The organism is Streptomyces sp. NPDC003697 (assembly GCF_053587115.1).
Genome location: NZ_JBSFNN010000040.1, coordinates 43,619 through 61,269 on the forward strand (window position 1 = coordinate 43,619; position 17,651 = coordinate 61,269).

Genomic DNA, 17,651 nt, shown 5'->3' on the forward strand with positions numbered 1-17,651 from the left:
GGCTCTGCTGCGGCGCCAGACTAACCGGTCGGTATGTTGCGGCGGAAGAGGCGGCGCCCGCGGGCGGCTCGTGGGGAGAACGCCGCAGACGGGTGTGCCGCGCCCCGGTTCTGCGGCATGATCCGCCGGGACAGGCCCAAGTGCGTGGGCATGACACCCGCCGATCACGGAGGTCACCGCATGAAGCTGTCCAGACGAAGTCTGCTCGCCGGCACCGCCGCCGTCGCGGCGGCGGGGGCACCGGCGGCCTCCGCGCACGCGGCGCCCGGCGGCGCACGGCGGCTGCGCACCGGTTTCGACCGGCTGGCGGCCGACGGCTACGCCGTGCTCGACGGGCAGCGGGTCGGCGTCGTGACCAACCCCACCGGCATCACCGCCGGGGGCGGCTCGCACGGACCCGGGAGCGGGCCGGTGCGGCACATCGTCGACGTCATGCACGCCGACCGCCGGGTGGACCTGGTCGCGGTCTTCGGCCCCGAGCACGGCTTCCGCGGCACCGCGCAGGCGGGCGGCTCCGAGGGCCGCTACGACGACCCGGCGACCGGCCTGCCGGTCCACGACACGTACCTCAAGAGCGGGCAGCCGCTGGCGGACGTCTTCACCGCGTCCGGCGTGGACACCGTCGTCTTCGACATCCAGGACGTGGGCGCGCGCTTCTACACGTACATCTGGACGCTGTTCGACTGCATGGAGGCGGCCGCGCTCGCGGGCAAGCGGTTCGTCGTCCTGGACCGGCCCAACCCGGTGACCGGGCGGCAGGCTCTGGGGCCGGTGCTGCACCGGGAGTTCGCGACCTTCGTCGGACGTCAGCCGATCGCCCAGGCGCACGGAATGACGGTCGCGGAGCTGGCGCGGTTGTTCAACGGGGAGTTCCTGACCACACCGGTGCCGCTGGAGACCGTGCTCATGACGGGCTGGCGGCGGTCGGACTTCTACGACGCCTCCGGGCTGCCGTGGGTGCCGCCCAGCCCGAACATGCCCACGCCCGACACCGCCCTGGTGTACTCGGGCACCTGCCTGTTCGAGGGCACCAACCTGTCGGAGGGGCGCGGCACCACCCGCCCGTTCGAGCTGCTCGGCGCCGAGGGCGTGGACGGCCGGTGGGCGGCCGCGGCGGAGGAACTCGGCCTGCCGGGGGTCCACTTCAGGGAGGCCTACTTCTCCCCCACCTCCTCCAAGTTCCAGGGCAGGACCGTGGGCGGGGTGCAGGTCCACGTGCACGACCGGGCCGCGTTCGACCCCGTGCGCACCGGCATCGGACTGCTGGTGACCGCGAAGAGGGTGTGGAGCGGCTTCGCCTGGCGCTCCGACCAGTGGATCGACAAGCTCACCGGCTCCTCGCTCGTGCGGACCATGATCGACGCCGGGGCGGACACGGACGAGGTGGTGGCGGGCTGGCGGGAGGAGCTGGCGGCCTTCCGCCGGGTACGCGCCGGGTACCTGCTCTACCGGTGAGCGGCACCTCCCGCCCTCCGGTGCGCCCCGCGCGGAGGGCATGACGGCGGCGTGGAACGGCGACGGGCCGGTGCACGGCCCGCCGCCGCACGGCGGTCACCGGTGGGACGTGTACTCCACCACCTGCTGGTAGGTGGGCCGGTTCTGCCAGCTGATCCGGCCGTGCTTGATGCCGCCCAGGGCGCGCTGGACGATCGTGTCGGCACACCACTGGTCGCCCGCGGCGCACTGGTCGTCGCCGGGGTAGACCTGGGCCGCCGTCCGTCCGGCCGCCTCCGTCAGGCTGCCGAGGAGGGCGTCCCGGCAGGCACCGAGGTCGCCCCCGCCGCAGTAGGTGCGGGCCAGCGGGCCCTTCACCGGCTCACCCAGCACCGCCCGGATGTCCTTGTCGACATAGCTCCACCAGCCGTACTGGAAGGCGCTGCCGGCGTGCGCGCCGGTCGGGCCGTGCCCGGCCGACGGGGACTCGTCGACGGGCAGGTCGGCACCGAAGGCGGCGTACAGGTCGCTGCCGAGCCCCGGTGCGAACTCGGCCTTCACCAGCAGCGGCCACCAGGCGTCCAGGATCCTGATCGCGTCGGCGTCGGCGTACTTCTTCGACCCCGCCGAGGTCTCCGTGCGCAGGGCGCCCGCCGACACCCACGCGGACAGCTTGCCCACGGCGGCCGCGGCCGCGGGGTCGGTCACCGGCGAGCTGTTGATCACCTTCAGGAGCTTCGGCAGCACGTCCTCGGCCCGCAGATCGGCCTGGCCCGCCTCCGCCATCGCCTTCACCAGCGCGGACCGGGTGACCCCGCCCGCCGCCACCAGCCGGGCCACCCGGTCGTCGAGCAGGTCACCGCGGTGCACCGACCCCTCGCCCCAGGGCGCGGCCGCGTAGTCCTCGGCCTGCTTGTTGTTCCAGGAGATGTAGTAGTCCTGGTCGACGGAGGCGGGGTGGGCGGACGGGGGCGTCAGATCGGCGGTGTTCGACGCCGGGTCCCAGTTCCGCCACTCGTACGCCTCCCGGGCCCACACCGGGAACTCGGCGTCGACGCCGCTCGCCCGCACCGGGTTGGCGCCGCTGTTGTAGTACGCGGTGTGCTCGGAGTCGGCGTAGAACCAGTTGAACGTGTAGTTGATGTGCTGGGCGGCGCTCTGGAAGTCCTGCGGGCCCTTGACGTAGCCGGGGTCGTTGAGCATCTGGAAGCCGATGATGGAGTCGACCTCGTGCAGGAACGACGAACGCAGCGTGGTGTAGGCGACCTTCTTGCCGCCGACGGTGGCGCGGTACTCGACGGGACCGTACTTCGTGCGCCAGACCCGCATCGTGTAGGAGCCGGCCGGCGTCGCGTCGGCGGTCGTCGGTGACCAGGCGTTCTTCCTCTCCACCTGCTCCATGGCCGTGCAGGTGCCGTGGTACAGGTAGTGGTGGTCGTCCTGGCACAGCTCGACGGCGTAGGTGTCGATGACGTCCTGGCCGGAGGTCGTGGCGCTCCACGAGTAGTCCTGCCCGCGGCCCAGTTCGACGTACATGCTCAGGCCCGCGAAGGAGGCGCCGCGGGCGCTGATGCCCGGGCCCTGGAGCTCCTGGAGCATGAGCAGCTGGGGCGCGAAGTAGCCGGTCTGCGGGCCGAAGACGGCGATCGGGTGACCGGAGGCGGTGTGACTGCCGCTGACCACCAGGGCGTTGGACATGCCGCGCCGGGCGGAGGACAGGGCCGCCTTCGCCGCCGCCCGGGAGGTGCCGGTGGCACCTGCGGCGGCCGCGCTGCCGGTGCGGTCGAAGACGAGCGGCTCCTCGGTCACCGACCCGGTGTCGGGCAGCGCCCCGCCGCGCGCGCTGTCGGGTCTCGTCGCGTAGGGGAAGCTCTGGCCCTCGTGGAGGGTGAGGACGGCCTCGGGGTCGTTGCGCATGCGGAAGGACTCCCACACCTCGGTGCCCTCGCTCACCCCGTACCTGGCCTGCGCGGCCAGCAGCGACAGGGCGTTGTTCACCTCGCCTCCGCCGCCCGAGCCGAACAGCGCGCCGACCACGGAGGCGAGCGCGACCAGGTCGGTGACCTTGAAGTGCTCGATGGTGCCGGCGTTGGTGAGGGCGTCCTTGTGCCCGGTCAGCACGTACTCGCCGGGGAAGTAGCGGCCGTGGTCGGAGGCGTCGATGTAGGCGTTGATGCCGTCGAGGTAGGCCTTCACGTCGGCGAGGGCCTGCGTGCCGCGGTCGCCGGCGGAGGCCACCGCGCCGTCGATCTGCGCCTGCAGATCGGCCTCGGTGTAGGGCGCGTTGCGCCAGAACTGCTGCTCCAGTCCCTGGTTGGCGGCGGCGCCGCCCGCGAAGGAGGTCAGCCCGCCGCGTCCGACGTGCCGGAAGACGTCCATCAGCCACAGCCGGTCCTGGGCGGCCGCGTACCCGGCGCCGAACTCGGTGCCGTACCGGGTGGTGCCCGTGATGTGCGGCACACCGGTCTTCCGGTCGCGGACGATGGTGACGTCGTCGCGGCCGGCCGGCCTCTCGGTGGAGGCGACCTGGCCCGACGGCACGCCGAACGAGGCGTCGTTGAAGAACGTGTTGATCGTCGCGTCGGTGAGGGCGGGATAGCCCTTGGCGAGGCCGGCGTAGGGGCCGAGCTGGTCATCGGCGTGCGCCGGCTGCGTTCCGAAGGCCTGGTTCAGCAGGATCTCGGCGAGGGTGGCGTTGCCGTTCTCTCCGGGCGGCAGGATGTCCGAACACCGGCCGCCGCAGTGGTCGTTCGGGGCGGCTGCCGGCGCCGTGCCGGCGGCCTCGGCGGCCGCCGCCGGAGAGAACGGCGACAAAAGACCGGCTACGAGGACGCATACGGACGCCGTCTTCAGGAACCCGGTGAATCTGTGGGGAGTTCTCACTTCGTCGAGCGCGTTACGTGGGGTGCGCCGTGACATGGCAGCTCCTCCCGGACGAGGACGGGGCGGGGACGTTACCGCCGGTATCCCCGAGTTGGAAGGTGAACATGCGTCAGTTTTGCGGAGCTGTACGGTGCGGGGCACCGTACCAGGCCTTATGGGGGACATCGGAAAACGGAGGGAGCCGAATCGCGTGTCGACACGTCTACTCGGCGACGTCCGTACGAGGACTCCGTACGACGACGCCGAGGTGACCGAAGTACAGGTGCTGGTGTGACGGAGGTGCAGGGCGATGGCCGGTTTCCGGAGTCTGGCGAGACAAGTGAGGGATCCGCGGTGCGATCTGGCACTGCGGCGCTACTCACTGCGCAAGTGCCTTGAGCGGTTCGCCCCTTACGGGCACAGGGCGACCTGGGACCATCTGTGCTCCCGGTGGGGCTTCGCCCCGGAGGACCGCTCCCCCGATCCGGCGCGGCTCGTGGCCGCACTGGACGAGCTGGAGGAGGCCCGTACGGTCTGGCTGGGCTACGAGGTGGAGTTCGCCGAGCGACGCAGGAAGGAGAAGCACGACGGGCTGCGCAGGCCCGGCAGTGTGGACGACTGGCACCGGCTGACCTGGGGCGGTTTCGGTGTGGCCTGGTGCGACAACCCGCGGAAGCACCCGCGTGAGCCGCTGGCCGAGGTGCTGCGCCGGCTGATCGCCGCGCTGGAGCGCGAACCCGGCTCGGGCTGCCCGGTGTGCGGCGCGGAGCGCCTGGTCTGGCGGTACGGCCTGGACCACGAGCCGTCACAGGGCCCGGTCTGCGCGGACTGCGGCATCCTGGTGCCGCGCCATGTGCTGACGCCCGAGGCCGTGCTCACGGCACGTCGGGGGCCGCTGCTGATGTCGGCCTGAGCACTGCCGTCCGGGGGGGGTGCGCAGGGGGTACCGCACCCCCCTCCGGCCCGGCCCGCTCGCCCGCCTGCCGGCCGCCGCCGGTGTCGGCCGGGCCGGCCGGGGAAGACCACCGGGGTGATACAGGTCTGCCTCAACGGGGCCCGAGGAGCCCTCGACGGCGCGGGGGTCCCCCTCACCCCGCACGCGATGGCCGAGTCCGCGGCCGCGGCTGTCGCCGCCGGTGCCGTGGACGTCCACCTCCACCCCAAGACACCGTGCGGGCGGGACACGTTGTCCCCCCGGGTGGTGGCGGCGGTGCTGGAGGCCGTACGGGCACGGGTGCGGGTGCCGGTCGGTGTGACGACGGGCGTCTGGGCCGAGTCCGATCCGGCGGCACGGCCGGCGCGCGTGCGCGCGTGGACGGTGCTGCCCGACCACGCCTCGGTGAACTGGCACGAGCCGGGGGCGGAGGAACTGGCCGCCGCGCTGCTGGACCGGGGTGTGGGCGTGGAGGCGGGCATCTGGTCGGGCACGGAGGGGGCGGCCCGGTTCGCAGCCTCGCCGCTCGGCCCGAGGGTGCTGCGGGTGCTCGCGGAGGTGACCGACACGGACCCGGCCACGGCGGACCGGTCCGCGCGCGCCCTGCTGGCCGGTCTCGGCGACGCGCACGGACGGCCCGTCCTGCTGCACGGCGAGCACGGCGGCGCCTGGCCGGTACTGCGGCTGGCGGGGCGCCTGGGCCTGGCCACCCGCATCGGCCTGGAGGACACCCTGCTGCTGCCGGACGGGCGACGGGCGGCGTCCAACGCCGAGTTGGTCGCGGAGGGCGTGCGGCTCCACCGCGGCGGCCGGCCGTAGCGCACGGCCGCGGGCGCACGGCCGCGGGCGCACGGCCGCGGGCGGGCAGCCGGGGTCAGCGGCAGTCCCCGGGCTCCGGTCGCCGCGCCCGGGCGGGGGACGGCTCCGCGCGCCGGCCGTCACCCCGTTCGGCCATGAGGCGGGAGCCCGTGCGCTGTTCGCCGAACACGTCGTCCGGGTTGGACAGGACGCAGGTGTCCAGGGACAGGCAGCCGCAGCCGATGCAGTCGGTGAGGTGGTCGCGCAGCCGGTTCAGCTGCCGGATGCGCTCCTCCAGCTCCGAGCGCCAGGCCTCGGAGAGCCGCGCCCAGTCCTCGCGCGTGGGAGTGCGCTCCTCGGGGAGTTCGGCGAGCGCCTCGCGGATCGTGGCCAGCGGGATGCCGACGCGCTGCGCGGCCCGGATGAAGGCGACCCGGCGCAGCGTGTCACGGGTGTAGCGGCGCTGGTTGCCCGCGGTGCGGCGGCTGCCGATGAGGCCCTTGGACTCGTAGAAGTGCAGGGCGGAGACGGCTGCGCCGCTGCGCGCGGACAGCTGGCCGACGGTCAGCTCGTGGATCTTCTCAGGGATCTTGGGCACCCCTCAGAGCCTACCCACCGGGTCCGCGCCCCGGCCCCGTTGACTTGAGCCCCGGACCCGACCATGCTAAGCAGTTGCTTAGACAGGTCGGCGTCGACGACGCGGACGACGGAGCAACGCGAGAGGCCGGGCACATGGCAGAGCCGAGGATCTTCACCTCCGCCGACGAGCTGAAGTCGGCGGTGGGCGAGCAGCTGGGGTACACCGACTGGGTGGAGGTCGACCAGAAGCGCATCGACCTGTTCGCCGAGGCCACCGGCGACCACCAGTGGATCCACGTCGACCCGGAGAAGGCCGCCGCGGGCCCCTTCGGCACGACCATCGCCCACGGCTATCTGACCCTGTCCCTGCTCCCCCTCTTCGGCCCGCAGCTCATCGCGGTCGAGGGCGTGAAGATGGGCGTCAACTACGGCACCAACAAGGTGCGTTTCCCCGCCCCCGTACCGGTCGGGTCGCGGCTGCGCGCCACCGCGACGATCAGCGGGGTCGACGACGTGCCGGGCGGCCTGCAGGTGACCGTCGCCTTCACCGTGGAGCGCGAGGGCGGCGACAAGCCGGTGTGCGTCGCGGAGTCGGTGTCGCGGTACTACCTGTAGGCACCCGGGGCTCCGGCCCGTAGTACCTGCAGGCTCCCCCTCCCGGCGGTCTTCCGGCTCCCGCGGGCCGCGCGGGCCGGGCCCTGGGCGCCGCGGGACCGGTGCCGGACGCGCCGCGGCGCCGCGGCCCGAGGGCGTCCGGGCTACTTCGCCGCGCCCACCATGCGCAGCACGAGATCGGCGTAGAGCGCGCCGACCTCCTCGGGCGTCCGGGGGCCGTCCACGTTGAACCAGCGGGCGACGTCGATGCACAGGGAGAGCACGGCCAGCGTGGTGCCGTTCACGTCGAGCACGTCGAACTCGCCCGACGCCGCGCCCTCCTCGATGATCCGGCGCACCTCGGCGTCGACCTGCCGGCGCAGCGCGAGGATCTCCGCACGGGCGTCGGGACCGAGCGATTCGAGCTCGTACTGCACGACCCGTGCCGTGGTGCGCCCACCGGCGTGCCAGCGCACGAAGGAGCTCACGGCGTCGGCGAGCCGCTCCGTCGCGCTCCCCTCGTGCCGCGCCGCCGTCCGCAGGATCTCCAGGGCCTTCTCGTGACCGATCCGGCTGATGCGGTGGAGGAGCTCTTCCTTGGTCTTGTAGTGGATGTAGAGCGCGGCCGGGCTCATGCCGGCGCGGCCCGCGATGTCGCGGGTGGTGGTCGCGTGGTAGCCCCGCTCGGCGAAGGCCTCCACGGCGGCCACGAGCAGTCGCCGGGCCGCGTCAGGGGTGACCTCGCCCCACGGCTGCGCCTCGCCGCCGGCCGTCTCCTCCGCCGTACTCATCGCTGGCTCGCCCTTTCCTCGGTCGGAGGCTCCACCATACCGCCGAAGGTGAGCGGCCGCTTAGAGCGGCCGCTCACGGAGCGACAGGCGCCTCGGCGCCGGCAGCGGCACGGCGGAGGGCGGTCGCGGCGGGAACGCCGGCTACAGCTTCTCGAAGGGGTCGTGCTCCGAGAGCAGCTTCTCCAGCCGGGCCTGGTCCACCCGGCTGACGATCCGCCCCTCCTCCTGGCGGTCCCTGATGACCTTGGCGAGCGTGAAGGCCGAGGTGACGAGGTAGAGGACGGCGATGCCCAGGAACGCCCGCACCCAGGCGTCGGCGTCCAGCCGCACGATGCCGATCGCGGTCGCCGCCAGGGCCACCGCGAAGGACGCGACCGCCTGTCCGTAGAAGGCCGCGGTGCTCTGCTGCTTGACCGGTGTCTCACTCATGCGCAAAGGGTCGCCGGGCCGGGCCGGCGACGCATCCGCGCGAGTACTCAGAGGGTACTCAGAAGGCCGAAACCCCTGTCAGCGCACGGCCGATGACCAGCTTCTGGATCTGGCTGGTGCCCTCGTACAGGGTCATCACCCGGGCGTCGCGCAGCAGCTTGCCCGCCGGGTACTCGTCGATGTAGCCGTAACCGCCGAAGACCTGCAGGGCGTTGTTCGCCGCGCGCACCGCGGCCTCCGAGGCGAACAGCTTGGCCTTGGAGGACTCCACGGTGAAGGGCAGTCCCCGGTCGATCAGGTCCGCGACCCGCCAGGTCAGCAGCCGGGCGGCGTCCACGTCGACGGCGATGTCGCTGATCAGCTCCTGGACGAGCTGGTGGTGGGCGATGCTCTTGCCGAACTGCTCACGTTCCCCCGCGTACCGCACCGCCGCGTCCAGCGCGGCCTGGGCTATGCCGACGCAGCCGGCCGCCACCGACATCCGGCCCTTGGCCAGTGCCGACATGGCGACGGAGAAGCCCTTGCCCTCCGGGGCCAGCATCGCGGACGCGGGGACGCGCACGTCCTCCAGGACCAGCTCCGCGGTGGTCTGACCGCGCAGGCCGAGCTTGCCGTGGATCGTGCGGCGGGTCAGGCCGGGGGTGTCGGTCGGCACCAGGAAGGCGGAGACGCCCTTGTGACCGGGGGCGTCCGTGGAGCGCGCGAAGAGGAGGACGACGTCGGCCCAGGTGCCGTTGGTGATGAACATCTTGGTGCCGTTGACGACGTAGTCGTCCCCGTCGCGCACCGCCCGGGTGGCCAGGTTGCCCGCGTCCGAGCCGGTACCGGGCTCGGTGAGGCCGAAGCAGCCGACGAGCTCGCCGGAGGTCAGGCCCGGCAGCCACTGCCGCTTCTGCTCCTCGCTCCCCCAGGCGGCGATCGACTTGGCGACCAGGCCGAGCGAGACGGAGACGATCCCGCGCACGGAGGAGTCGCCGCGGCCGAGCTCCTCGGTCACCAGGCAGTACGCGAGGTGGTCGCCGCCCGAGCCGCCGTACTCCTCGTCGATCGTCAGCCCCAGGAAGCCGACCTCGCCGAGCTTCTTCACGATCGACCGGTCGACCTCCTCCGCCCGGTCCCACGCCACCACGTGCGGGGCGATCTCGCCCTCGACGAAGTCCCTGGCCAACTGCCGCACCGCGGCCTGTTCCTCGCTGAGTCCGAGGTTCATGACGGATCATCCCACCTGTCGCGACTGTGAACGCCGAACATTTAAATTAGCACTGCTAGTTTAACGACGCAGCCCTACTATGTGCGCCATGGCCCGACCGCGCAAGCCCCTCCTCAGTACCGACCGCATCGTCGCGACGGCGCGGGACCTCGTGGACACGGAGGGCCTGGCGGCGGTCTCCACCCGCCGGCTCGCCGCCGAACTGGGGGTGAGCGGGCCCTCGCTCTACAACCACTTCCGCACCAAGGACGAGATCCTGGAGGCGGTCGCGGACTCGGTGAGTTCCCAGGTCGACCTGTCGATGTTCGAGGACGGCCGGGACTGGCGGACCGCGCTGCACGACTGGGCCGTCTCCTACCGGGCCGCGCTGCGCGACCACCCGAACATCGTGCCGGTACTCGCCCGCGGTCCCGGCCGCCGTCCCGCCGGGCTGCGGCTCGCCGACGCCGTCTACGGCGCCATGGTCGACGCGGGCTGGCCGCCCGCGCAGGCGACCTCCATCGGCGCGCTGATGCGGTACTTCATCATGGGCTCCGCGCTGGGCTCCTTCGCGAGGGGCTTCGTGGACGACGCGAGCGCCTACGATCCCGCCGACTATCCGCACCTCCAGCAGGCACACCTGCTGGCCGAGCAGCAGGAGAAGATCGACGAGCGGGCCTTCGGGACGGGCCTGACGGCGCTGCTGGACGGCCTGTCGCAGCAGTACCGGGAGGCGCTGCGGGGGGCGTAGCCGGTCTTCCACGGCGCGTGCGGCACGCGGTTGCCCGGGCCCGGGCCCGGGCCCCCAGGTTCCGGCACGCCGCACACCGGCGCTCTCCGCCGACCGCTCCGGCCGTCGGACGCCGGCGTCCGGCCGATTCCCGGCGTCCCGGGCCGCGCCAAGGCCGCGGGGCCGGCGTTCTCGCCGGCGTCGCCGGCCCGGGCGAGGGGCCGGCGGGGCCACGCTCCCCTGGGATCCCGGAGGTCCGGCGCGGGTGAACGCCCGCTCCGGACGGCCCCGCACGGGCACGCTTCGGCGTCCGCCGAACCGTTCGTGCCGCATGCTGGGAGGCATGACCACGAAGGATGCGGTGCGGGCACGCCCCAGGGACACGGGGGCCGCCGGGCTGGCCGCGCTGGCCGGGCTGATCGCCGACGAGACACGGGCCGCGTGTCTGCTGGCGCTGCTCGACGGCCGGGCCTGGACGGCCGGTGAGCCGGCCCGGCACGCGGGCGTGGCGCCCTCGACGCTCAGCGAGCACCTGGGCAGGCTGGTCACCGGCGGGCTGCTCGCCGAGGAGCGGCAGGGCCGGCACCGCTACGTGCGGCTGGCCGGCGCCCGGGTCGCCCAGCTGGTGGAGGACCTGACCGCGCAGGTCGCCCCGGACACGCTCCGGCCGCCACGCGGCCTCCGGGAGGCGAGCGCCGGGTCGGCGATGGCACGGGGCCGCACCTGCTACGACCACCTGGCCGGACGGCTGGGTATCGCGGTCACGGACGCGTTCACCGCACGCGGACTGCTGCGCCAGGACACCGGGTTCGCGCTCACGGACGCCGGCCTGGCGTGGTTCGAGGCGGCCGGCATCGCCCTGGACCGCCGCGGCCGCCGCCCGCTGGCCCGGGCCTGCCTGGACTGGACCGAGCGGCGCCCCCACCTCGCCGGGGCCGCGGGCGCGGCCCTGTGCCGGCACACCCTGGACGCCGGCTGGTGCGTGCGCGTCGGCTCCGAGCGGGCCGTGCGGGTCACGGCGGCCGGTGAGCGCGCGTTGTCCGGCCTGCTCGGCATGGACGCGGCGGCGCTCGGCTGAACCGTGTCCTCGTGTTCCCCGCGCGGCCCTGCCGCACCGCGCCCCGCTTCCGGCCGGCGCACCGGACCCCCGCCGCGGCCCGGACACGCCCACCCCCGGTCCCGGATCCCCGTACCTGCCGATCCCTCCGGGTCCCCGGCTCCGGCCGGGAGCGGAGGAACGTCCCCGCGCCCCCGGCCGGGCGCGGAGGACCCCACCCCCCGGGCCGCGCCCACCGGGGTCCCCCGCTCCGAGCCGGAGCGCCCCACCGTCCCCGGCGTCCCGGCCGGACCGCGCCGGAACCGTCGCACACCGTCCCTCGTAGCCTGTGGAGCCTGATGAACGCCGCCACGTCCCGTCCCGCCCGCCGCGCCGAGTTGCTCGCCGCCGGCGCGGCCACCGTCACCGTCGTCCTGTGGGCCTCGGCCTTCGTGTCGATCCGCAGCGCGGGAGCCGCCTACTCACCGGGCGCGCTGGCGCTCGGGCGGCTGCTCGCCGGTGCCGTGACGCTGGGCGTGTTCTGCCTCGTGCGGCGCGAGGGGTTGCCTCCGCGGGCGGCCTGGCGCGGGATCGCGATATCCGGAGTGCTCTGGTTCGGCTTCTACATGGTCGCCCTCAACTGGGGCGAGCAGCAGGTGGACGCCGGCACGGCCGCCCTGGTCGTCAATGTCGGCCCGCTGCTGATCGCCCTGCTCGGCGCGCGGCTGCTCGGCGACGCCATGCCGCCGCGGCTGCTGGCGGGCATGGGGGTGTCGTTCGCGGGTGCGGTGACCGTGGGACTGTCGATGTCGGGCTCGGGCGGGTCCTCGGTGCTCGGTGTGGTGCTGTGCCTGCTCGCCGCGGTCGCGTACGCGGCGGGTGTGGTCGCTCAGAAGCCCGCCCTGGGCAGCGCGAGCCCGCTTCAGGTCACCACGTTCGGCTGCCTGGTCGGGGCGGTGGCGTGCCTGCCGTTCGCGGGTGTCCTGGTGCACGAGGCCGCCGGCGCGCCCGTGTCCGCGACGCTCGACATGGTCTACCTGGGGGTGTTCCCCACCGCCCTGGCGTTCACCACCTGGGCGTACGCGCTGGCCCGTACGACCGCCAGCCGCATGGGCGCGACCACGTACGCCGTGCCCGCCCTGGTGGTGCTGATGTCGTGGCTGGCGCTCGGAGAGGTGCCGGGACCGCTGACGCTGGTGGGCGGGGTGCTGTGCCTGGCGGGCGTGGCCGTGTCACGGTCGCGGAGGCGGAAGGGCGGGGGCGCTCGGACCCCCGCCCGGGACACGGCTGTCGAGCCGCGGCCCGGACGGCTGTCCGAGCGCTCCTGAGAGCCCGGCCGGGGGCGCGGGGCGCCGGACCGTCAGAAGACGACCAGCGCTCGTCCGCCCTTGCCGGCCTCCATGTTGGCGAACGCCGAGGGGATCGCGTCGAGGGCGATCCGCTCGGTCACCAGCGCCCCGAGGTCCAGCCGCCCGGCGCGGACGTGGCCTGCGAGCACCGGCAGGTCCCGCGCCGGGTCGGAGTTGCCGTACACGCAGCCGGACAGGGTCCGGCCCCAGTGGAAGATCTCCAGCGCGTTGAAGGTGACCTGCTGGTCGGTGCCGCCGATGCCGACGACGGTGGTGCGGCCGCCGCGCCGGGTGGACTCCCAGGCGGCCCGGATGGTGACCGCGCGGCCCACGCACTCGACCGAGACGTCGACGCCCTGCCTGCCGGTCAGGGCGCGGATCTCGCGGGGCGTGTTCTCGGAGGCCACCACGTACTCGGTGGCGCCGGCCGCCCGGGCCAGTTCCTCCTTCTCGGGGGAGACGTCGACGGCGACGATCGTCGAGGCGCCGGCGATGCGGGCGGCCTGGAGGGCGGCCAGGCCCACGCCGCCGGCACCGAACACGGCGACCGTCTCGCCCGGCCGGACCTTCGCCGCGTGGTGGACGGCGCCGTACCCGGTGAGGACGGCGCAGCCGAGCAGGGCCGCGTCGGTGAGCGGGACGCCGTCGGGCAGCGGCAGGGCACAGGAGGCGGGGACCACCGTCTCCTCGGCGAAGGCGGCCACGTTCAGGCCGGGGTGCAGGTCGGTGCCGTCGACGGTGCGGGCGTGCACGTCGGCGGCGCCGCTGAGGGCGTTGGCGCACAGCCAGACCTCGCCGAGCGAGCAGGCGTGGCAGCTGCCGCAGGACGGCGCCCAGTTGAGGACGACGCCGTCGCCCGGCGCGAGGTGGGTGACGCCCTCGCCGACGGCGACGACGGTGCCGGCGCCCTCGTGGCCGAGGACGGCGGGGACCGGCACCCGCATGGTGCCGTTGGACAGGGAGAGGTCGGAGTGGCAGACCCCCGCGGCGGCGAGGCGGACCCGGACCCGGCCGGGGCCCGGTTCCGGCAGTTCGATCCCGGTGATCTCCAGCGGGGAGCCGATGGCGGGCAGGACGGCGGCGCGGACGGCCATGGTGGGCAGCTCCCCTAGAACTGGAGGGACTTGGTCTGGAGGTACTCGGTGAGGCCGTGGGTGCCGAGTTCGCGCCCGACGCCCGACTGCTTGTACCCGCCGAACGGGGCCAGCGGGTTGAAGCGGCCGCCGTTGATGTCGACCTGGCCGGTCTCCATCCGGCGCGCGAAGGCCACCGCCTCCGCTTCGTCGCCCGCCCAGACGGCTCCCGCGAGGCCGTAGACGGTGCCGTTGGCGATGCGCAGGGCGTCCTCCTCGTCCTCGTAGCGCAGGATCGTGAGGACCGGGCCGAAGATCTCCTCCTGCGCGATCACCATGTCGGGGGTGACGTCGGCGAAGACGGTGGGGCTGACGAAGTAGCCCTTCTCGTGCGGGGACTCGGGGCCGCCCGCGACGAGGCGGGCGCCCTCGGCGACGCCCTTCTCGATGTAGCCGCGCACCCGTTCCTGCTGCCGTGCGCTGACCACCGGGCCGATGCGGTCCCCGTACTTGGCGGCGGCAGCAGCGGCGAGCGCGACCGCCTCGTCGTACTGGTCGCGGTGCACCAGCATGCGCGTCCAGGCGCTGCACGTCTGGCCGGAGTTGGACATGACGTTGGCGACGCCGACGTTGACCGCCTTGGCGAGGTCGGCGCTCGGCAGGATGACGTTGGCGGACTTGCCGCCGAGTTCCAGGGCGACCTTCTTCACTGCGGCCCCGGCGATCGCGCCGATGCGCCGGCCGACGGCCGTGGAGCCGGTGAAGGAGACGAGGTCGACACCGGGGTGCTCGGCGAGGGCCTGGCCGGCGACCGGGCCGAGGCCGGTGACCAGGTTGAAGACGCCGGCCGGGACGCCGGCCTCGTGCACGGCCTCGGCGAACAGCCGCGCGGTCAGCGGGGTGTCCTCGGCCGGCTTGAGCACGACCGTGCAGCCCGCGGCCAGTGCCGGGGCGACCTTGGCGACGATCTGGTGGAGCGGGTAGTTCCAGGGTGTGATGGCGCCGACCACACCGACCGGCTCGTGGTGGACGACGGAGTTGCCGACCTTCTCCTCGAAGGCGTACGTGGCGGCCAGTTCGGCGTACGAGCCCGCGACCGCGATCGGCACGGCCGCGTGGACGGCCTGCGAGAACACCGGCGGAGAGCCCAGCTCGGCGGTGACGGTCCCGGCGATCTCGTCCTTGCGGGCCACGAGCGCGTCCCGGAGGGCCGCCAAGCGCGCGGCCCGCTCCCCGGGCGGGGTCGCGGCCCACGACGGCAGCGCGGCGCGGGCGGCGCGCACGGCGATGTCGACGTCCTCGGCCGTGCCCGCGGGGACGGTGGCGATGACCTGTTCGTCCGCCGGATTCACCACCTCGATGACGTCGCGGCCCGCGGCGGGGCGCCAGGCGCCGTCCGTGTACATGCCGTCGTGTGCCTTCATCGTGCTCCTCCGGGGCGGGTGCGTCGTCAGAACCTACCGACAGCCCCACAAACTAGCGCCGATAGTTTTCAGGCGCCAGAGATTCCTGCCGCTCCCCGTGGCGGAGCACCGTGCCGGGGCGGGGGCGGTGCGGTACGACCGGGCCGGCGGGCGGCGCGGCCCGGCCGCCGCGCACTGGGGGCGCGGCGGCGGCCGGGTGGTCCGGGCACGGCAGCCGGCCCGGGGCGCCGGTGGCCCGCCGGTCCCCGGCGCCGGCGCGGCACCGGGCCGGGCGCGGGGCACGAGGCGGCGCGGGTCCGCGGCTCCCGGGCGTCCGTGGGCCGGGCCGGCGACGGGGGGCGCGGGCGCCCGGTCACTTCGTCGCGGTCAGGTGGGCGAAGACGACGACGTTGCTGGAGTAACCCGTCCTGCTGGTGTAGAGGCCGCCGCAGGTGATCAGGCGGAGTTCGGGGCGCCTGCTGCGCCCGTACACCTCCTTGTCGGGGAAGTGCGCCTTGTCGAAGACCCGCACCTTGTCCACGGTGTAGACGGCGGTGCGGCCGTCGGCGCGCCGGGCCTCGACGTGCTTGCCGGGCTCCACCTGGCCGAGCGCGGCGAAGACGGCGGCGCCCGTTTTGGTGTCGCGGTGCCCGACAGCGACGGCGGTGCCGGACTCGCCGGGCGTCGGCCCGTCCTGGTACCAGCCGACGAGCTTGGGCCTGTCGACCGGCGGCGTGCGCAGCGCCCGGTTGCGGTCGAGGCCCAGCCCGACGACGGGGGCGTCGATGCCGAGGGAGGGGATGCGCAGCGAGGTCGCCCGGGACCGGGGCAGGGGCGGGGGCGGCGGCGTCGACGGTGCCGTGGCGCCCGGGTCGGCGGGGGCGCCACGGCGCGGGCCCGCGCCGCCCTCGGAGGGGGACAGGCCGGCCCGGGCCACGGCACGGGGGCCGGCGGCCCACAGCGGTCCGGTGCGGTCGTGATGTCCCGCGCCCAGGGCCCCCGCCGTCACCAGGACGGCCGCGACCGCGGCCGTCCTGGTGACGCGGGAGACCCGCCCCCCGCACCGGGGCCTGCGGCTGCGCCTACGCGGCGCCATAGGGACGCCGGCCGACGAGCCGGAAGTACACCGCGCAGCACACCGCGACCAGGCCCACCCCAGCGGCCGCCGTCACCGGCGAGAACGCCATGGCCGCGAGTCCGCCGCCGCCCGCGTGGACGCTGCCCCTCGGGCCGTGCCGGTCGTCCTGGCCACGGCCCGGGTCCCCGCTGCCGCGGCCCCAGTCCTCGTTGCCGCGGCCCCAGTCCTCGTTGCCGCGTCCGGGGCCGTCGTTGCCGCGTCCGGGGCCGTCGTAGCCGCGCCCCGGATCGTCGTTGCCGCGCCCCGGGTCCGCGATCTGGCTGGCCGGGCCCAGTGCCCCGTCGTGCCGCTGGTCCTCGTCACGGCAGTTGACGCGGAAGATCTTCTCCCGGACGCTGCCGGCGACGTTCCCATTGCTGGGCACGGTCCACATGAGCTTGTACTGGCCGTCCGCGAGCCCCAGGGGATCGGTGTGGCCGGCCCCACCGGCCAGGGCGATCGTACCGTTGACCATGGCCTGTGTGGGCAGCGGCGGCTGCGCCTGGATGGTGTACGCGACGGAAGTGAGGGTGTCGAAGTTGACGGCGTCGAGGTAGAACCGGCAGACCACGGGGTCGTCCTTCGAGACGCCGAAGGGCACGCCCACCCGGTGGATCTTGATGTCGCCGGCTTCCCCTTGGGCCATGGCGGCCGGCGCCGCCAGCCACGTGGCACCCGCCGCCGTGAGGACCGTGAGGGCGGCGGCACCAGCGCGGGCTCCGGTGGTGCGTGGGAGTGTCGAGGTGGGCATGCGTGCTCCTCCGAGTCAGACGATTTTCATATAAATCGCTCCTTCACCTGACTCTCTTTCACGTTCGCCTCGTGCGGCGCGGCAGCGGCGGACGACACGCCGTCAAAGGCCGCCCGCCCGGCGCAACCACGCCGTCCTCCGCCGGCCGCGCGTGGTTTCTCCGGCACCGTCGGCGCACTCGCCGCGGCCTTCCGGCGCGCCCGACCGCTCCACCGCCCGCGTCCGGGCGCCGGCGCGCTCGCCGCTTGCCTCCGCCCCGTCCCGGCAGCCCCGGTCCGTGCCCCGCTCCCCCGCGCGCGGGGCACCGGCCGCCGGCCCGAGCGGCGGCACACCGAGCCGCCCGCGCTCACGACGGTCCCGGCCGGGGCGTCCCCCACCGGCGACGAGCCGGGCCGGCCGGGCGGCCCGTCCCCCGCCCCCGGCTCCCCACTCCCGCCTCACAGCCCGGCTACCGGCGCCGGCTTCCGGTGGCGCCGGCGCGAACGCGGACAGATCGCCGGCGGCCCCGGGCAGAGCGGAGGACGTACGTGGGAGTCAGGACTCGCCACCGCCCGCGCCGCGGCCGGGGGGCCGGCCGGCCCC

16 protein-coding genes are annotated in these 17,651 nt (G+C 74.5%); 7 read left to right on the forward strand and 9 right to left on the reverse strand.

Features of this window, described 5'->3' with window-relative positions:
* Positions 1 to 180 precede the first annotated feature (180 nt).
* Positions 181 to 1,455 carry an exo-beta-N-acetylmuramidase NamZ family protein gene (locus ACWDNY_RS17855; protein ID WP_451646701.1) on the forward strand — a complete coding sequence of 425 codons (1,275 nt, stop codon included), beginning with the start codon at positions 181 to 183 and terminating at the stop codon, positions 1,453 to 1,455.
* A 96-nt stretch (positions 1,456 to 1,551) separates the two neighbouring features.
* Here ACWDNY_RS17855 and ACWDNY_RS17860 read toward each other — a convergent pair whose 3' ends face one another.
* The gene (locus tag ACWDNY_RS17860) at positions 1,552 to 4,353 is read right to left on the reverse strand and encodes a penicillin acylase family protein (protein WP_451646702.1); all 2,802 of its coding nucleotides are present in this window, start codon (positions 4,351 to 4,353) and stop codon (positions 1,552 to 1,554) included.
* A gap of 253 nt (positions 4,354 to 4,606) precedes the next feature.
* Here ACWDNY_RS17860 and ACWDNY_RS17865 point away from each other — a divergent pair, with 253 nt between their 5' ends.
* Complete coding sequence (locus ACWDNY_RS17865) at positions 4,607 to 5,209, forward strand: hypothetical protein (protein ID WP_451646703.1); 603 nt, start codon at positions 4,607 to 4,609, stop codon at positions 5,207 to 5,209.
* Between the two features lie 117 nt (positions 5,210 to 5,326).
* Positions 5,327 to 6,049 (forward strand): 3-keto-5-aminohexanoate cleavage protein, encoded by a 723-nt coding sequence (locus ACWDNY_RS17870; RefSeq protein ID WP_451646704.1) that lies wholly within the window; start codon positions 5,327 to 5,329, stop codon positions 6,047 to 6,049.
* A gap of 55 nt (positions 6,050 to 6,104) precedes the next feature.
* Here ACWDNY_RS17870 and soxR read toward each other — a convergent pair whose 3' ends face one another.
* On the reverse strand, positions 6,105 to 6,626 hold the full coding sequence (gene soxR / locus ACWDNY_RS17875) for a redox-sensitive transcriptional activator SoxR (RefSeq protein ID WP_451646705.1): 522 nt from the start codon (positions 6,624 to 6,626) through the stop codon (positions 6,105 to 6,107).
* Between the two features lie 134 nt (positions 6,627 to 6,760).
* On the opposite strand from soxR, the gene ACWDNY_RS17880 reads away from it, so the two are divergent.
* Positions 6,761 to 7,222, forward strand: coding sequence for a MaoC family dehydratase (locus tag ACWDNY_RS17880; RefSeq protein ID WP_451646706.1), 462 nt, complete (start codon positions 6,761 to 6,763; stop codon positions 7,220 to 7,222).
* Positions 7,223 to 7,365: 143 nt separating this feature from the next.
* On the opposite strand, the gene ACWDNY_RS17885 is transcribed toward ACWDNY_RS17880, so the two are convergent.
* The 3 genes from ACWDNY_RS17885 to ACWDNY_RS17895 form a co-directional block, all read right to left on the reverse strand.
* Positions 7,366 to 7,992, reverse strand: a complete 627-nt coding sequence (locus ACWDNY_RS17885; protein WP_451646707.1) for a TetR/AcrR family transcriptional regulator — start codon at positions 7,990 to 7,992, stop codon at positions 7,366 to 7,368.
* Positions 7,993 to 8,133: 141 nt separating this feature from the next.
* Positions 8,134 to 8,421, reverse strand: coding sequence for a YiaA/YiaB family inner membrane protein (locus ACWDNY_RS17890; RefSeq protein ID WP_451646708.1), 288 nt, complete (start codon positions 8,419 to 8,421; stop codon positions 8,134 to 8,136).
* A 58-nt stretch (positions 8,422 to 8,479) separates the two neighbouring features.
* Positions 8,480 to 9,631, reverse strand: coding sequence for an acyl-CoA dehydrogenase family protein (locus ACWDNY_RS17895; protein WP_451646709.1), 1,152 nt, complete (start codon positions 9,629 to 9,631; stop codon positions 8,480 to 8,482).
* Between the two features lie 88 nt (positions 9,632 to 9,719).
* On the opposite strand from ACWDNY_RS17895, the gene ACWDNY_RS17900 reads away from it, so the two are divergent.
* The 3 genes from ACWDNY_RS17900 to ACWDNY_RS17910 all read left to right on the forward strand — a co-directional run bounded on the left by ACWDNY_RS17900 (position 9,720) and on the right by ACWDNY_RS17910 (position 12,704).
* Complete coding sequence (locus ACWDNY_RS17900; protein WP_451646710.1) at positions 9,720 to 10,361, forward strand: TetR/AcrR family transcriptional regulator; 642 nt, start codon at positions 9,720 to 9,722, stop codon at positions 10,359 to 10,361.
* A gap of 310 nt (positions 10,362 to 10,671) precedes the next feature.
* Positions 10,672 to 11,418, forward strand: a complete 747-nt coding sequence (locus ACWDNY_RS17905) for an ArsR/SmtB family transcription factor (protein ID WP_451646711.1) — start codon at positions 10,672 to 10,674, stop codon at positions 11,416 to 11,418.
* Between the two features lie 317 nt (positions 11,419 to 11,735).
* On the forward strand, positions 11,736 to 12,704 hold the full coding sequence (locus tag ACWDNY_RS17910) for a DMT family transporter (RefSeq protein ID WP_451646712.1): 969 nt from the start codon (positions 11,736 to 11,738) through the stop codon (positions 12,702 to 12,704).
* Between the two features lie 32 nt (positions 12,705 to 12,736).
* On the opposite strand, the gene ACWDNY_RS17915 is transcribed toward ACWDNY_RS17910, so the two are convergent.
* From ACWDNY_RS17915 to ACWDNY_RS17930, 4 genes are all read right to left on the reverse strand, one after another.
* Positions 12,737 to 13,819, reverse strand: coding sequence for a Zn-dependent alcohol dehydrogenase (locus tag ACWDNY_RS17915; protein WP_451646713.1), 1,083 nt, complete (start codon positions 13,817 to 13,819; stop codon positions 12,737 to 12,739).
* Positions 13,820 to 13,833: 14 nt separating this feature from the next.
* Positions 13,834 to 15,222, reverse strand: coding sequence for an aldehyde dehydrogenase family protein (locus ACWDNY_RS17920; protein WP_451646714.1), 1,389 nt, complete (start codon positions 15,220 to 15,222; stop codon positions 13,834 to 13,836).
* Positions 15,223 to 15,574: 352 nt separating this feature from the next.
* Positions 15,575 to 16,297 carry a class F sortase gene (locus ACWDNY_RS17925; protein ID WP_451646715.1) on the reverse strand — a complete coding sequence of 241 codons (723 nt, stop codon included), beginning with the start codon at positions 16,295 to 16,297 and terminating at the stop codon, positions 15,575 to 15,577.
* Positions 16,284 to 17,069, reverse strand: coding sequence for a hypothetical protein (locus tag ACWDNY_RS17930; protein WP_451646716.1), 786 nt, complete (start codon positions 17,067 to 17,069; stop codon positions 16,284 to 16,286). Before ACWDNY_RS17930 ends, ACWDNY_RS17925 begins: the two co-directional genes overlap by 14 nt.
* Positions 17,070 to 17,651: the final 582 nt, after the last annotated feature.

Coding starts and splice junctions, on each gene's coding strand:
- ACWDNY_RS17855 (WP_451646701.1), top strand. CDS start 181: ATGAAGCTGTCCAGACGAAGTCTGCTCGCCGGCACCGCCGCCGTCGCG.
- ACWDNY_RS17860 (WP_451646702.1), bottom strand. CDS start 4,353: ATGTCACGGCGCACCCCACGTAACGCGCTCGACGAAGTGAGAACTCCC.
- ACWDNY_RS17865 (WP_451646703.1), top strand. CDS start 4,607: ATGGCCGGTTTCCGGAGTCTGGCGAGACAAGTGAGGGATCCGCGGTGC.
- ACWDNY_RS17880 (WP_451646706.1), top strand. CDS start 6,761: ATGGCAGAGCCGAGGATCTTCACCTCCGCCGACGAGCTGAAGTCGGCG.
- ACWDNY_RS17885 (WP_451646707.1), bottom strand. CDS start 7,992: ATGAGTACGGCGGAGGAGACGGCCGGCGGCGAGGCGCAGCCGTGGGGC.
- ACWDNY_RS17890 (WP_451646708.1), bottom strand. CDS start 8,421: ATGAGTGAGACACCGGTCAAGCAGCAGAGCACCGCGGCCTTCTACGGA.
- ACWDNY_RS17895 (WP_451646709.1), bottom strand. CDS start 9,631: ATGAACCTCGGACTCAGCGAGGAACAGGCCGCGGTGCGGCAGTTGGCC.
- ACWDNY_RS17900 (WP_451646710.1), top strand. CDS start 9,720: ATGGCCCGACCGCGCAAGCCCCTCCTCAGTACCGACCGCATCGTCGCG.
- ACWDNY_RS17905 (WP_451646711.1), top strand. CDS start 10,672: ATGCTGGGAGGCATGACCACGAAGGATGCGGTGCGGGCACGCCCCAGG.
- ACWDNY_RS17910 (WP_451646712.1), top strand. CDS start 11,736: ATGAACGCCGCCACGTCCCGTCCCGCCCGCCGCGCCGAGTTGCTCGCC.
- ACWDNY_RS17915 (WP_451646713.1), bottom strand. CDS start 13,819: ATGGCCGTCCGCGCCGCCGTCCTGCCCGCCATCGGCTCCCCGCTGGAG.
- ACWDNY_RS17920 (WP_451646714.1), bottom strand. CDS start 15,222: ATGAAGGCACACGACGGCATGTACACGGACGGCGCCTGGCGCCCCGCC.
- ACWDNY_RS17925 (WP_451646715.1), bottom strand. CDS start 16,297: ATGGCGCCGCGTAGGCGCAGCCGCAGGCCCCGGTGCGGGGGGCGGGTC.
- ACWDNY_RS17930 (WP_451646716.1), bottom strand. CDS start 17,069: ATGCCCACCTCGACACTCCCACGCACCACCGGAGCCCGCGCTGGTGCC.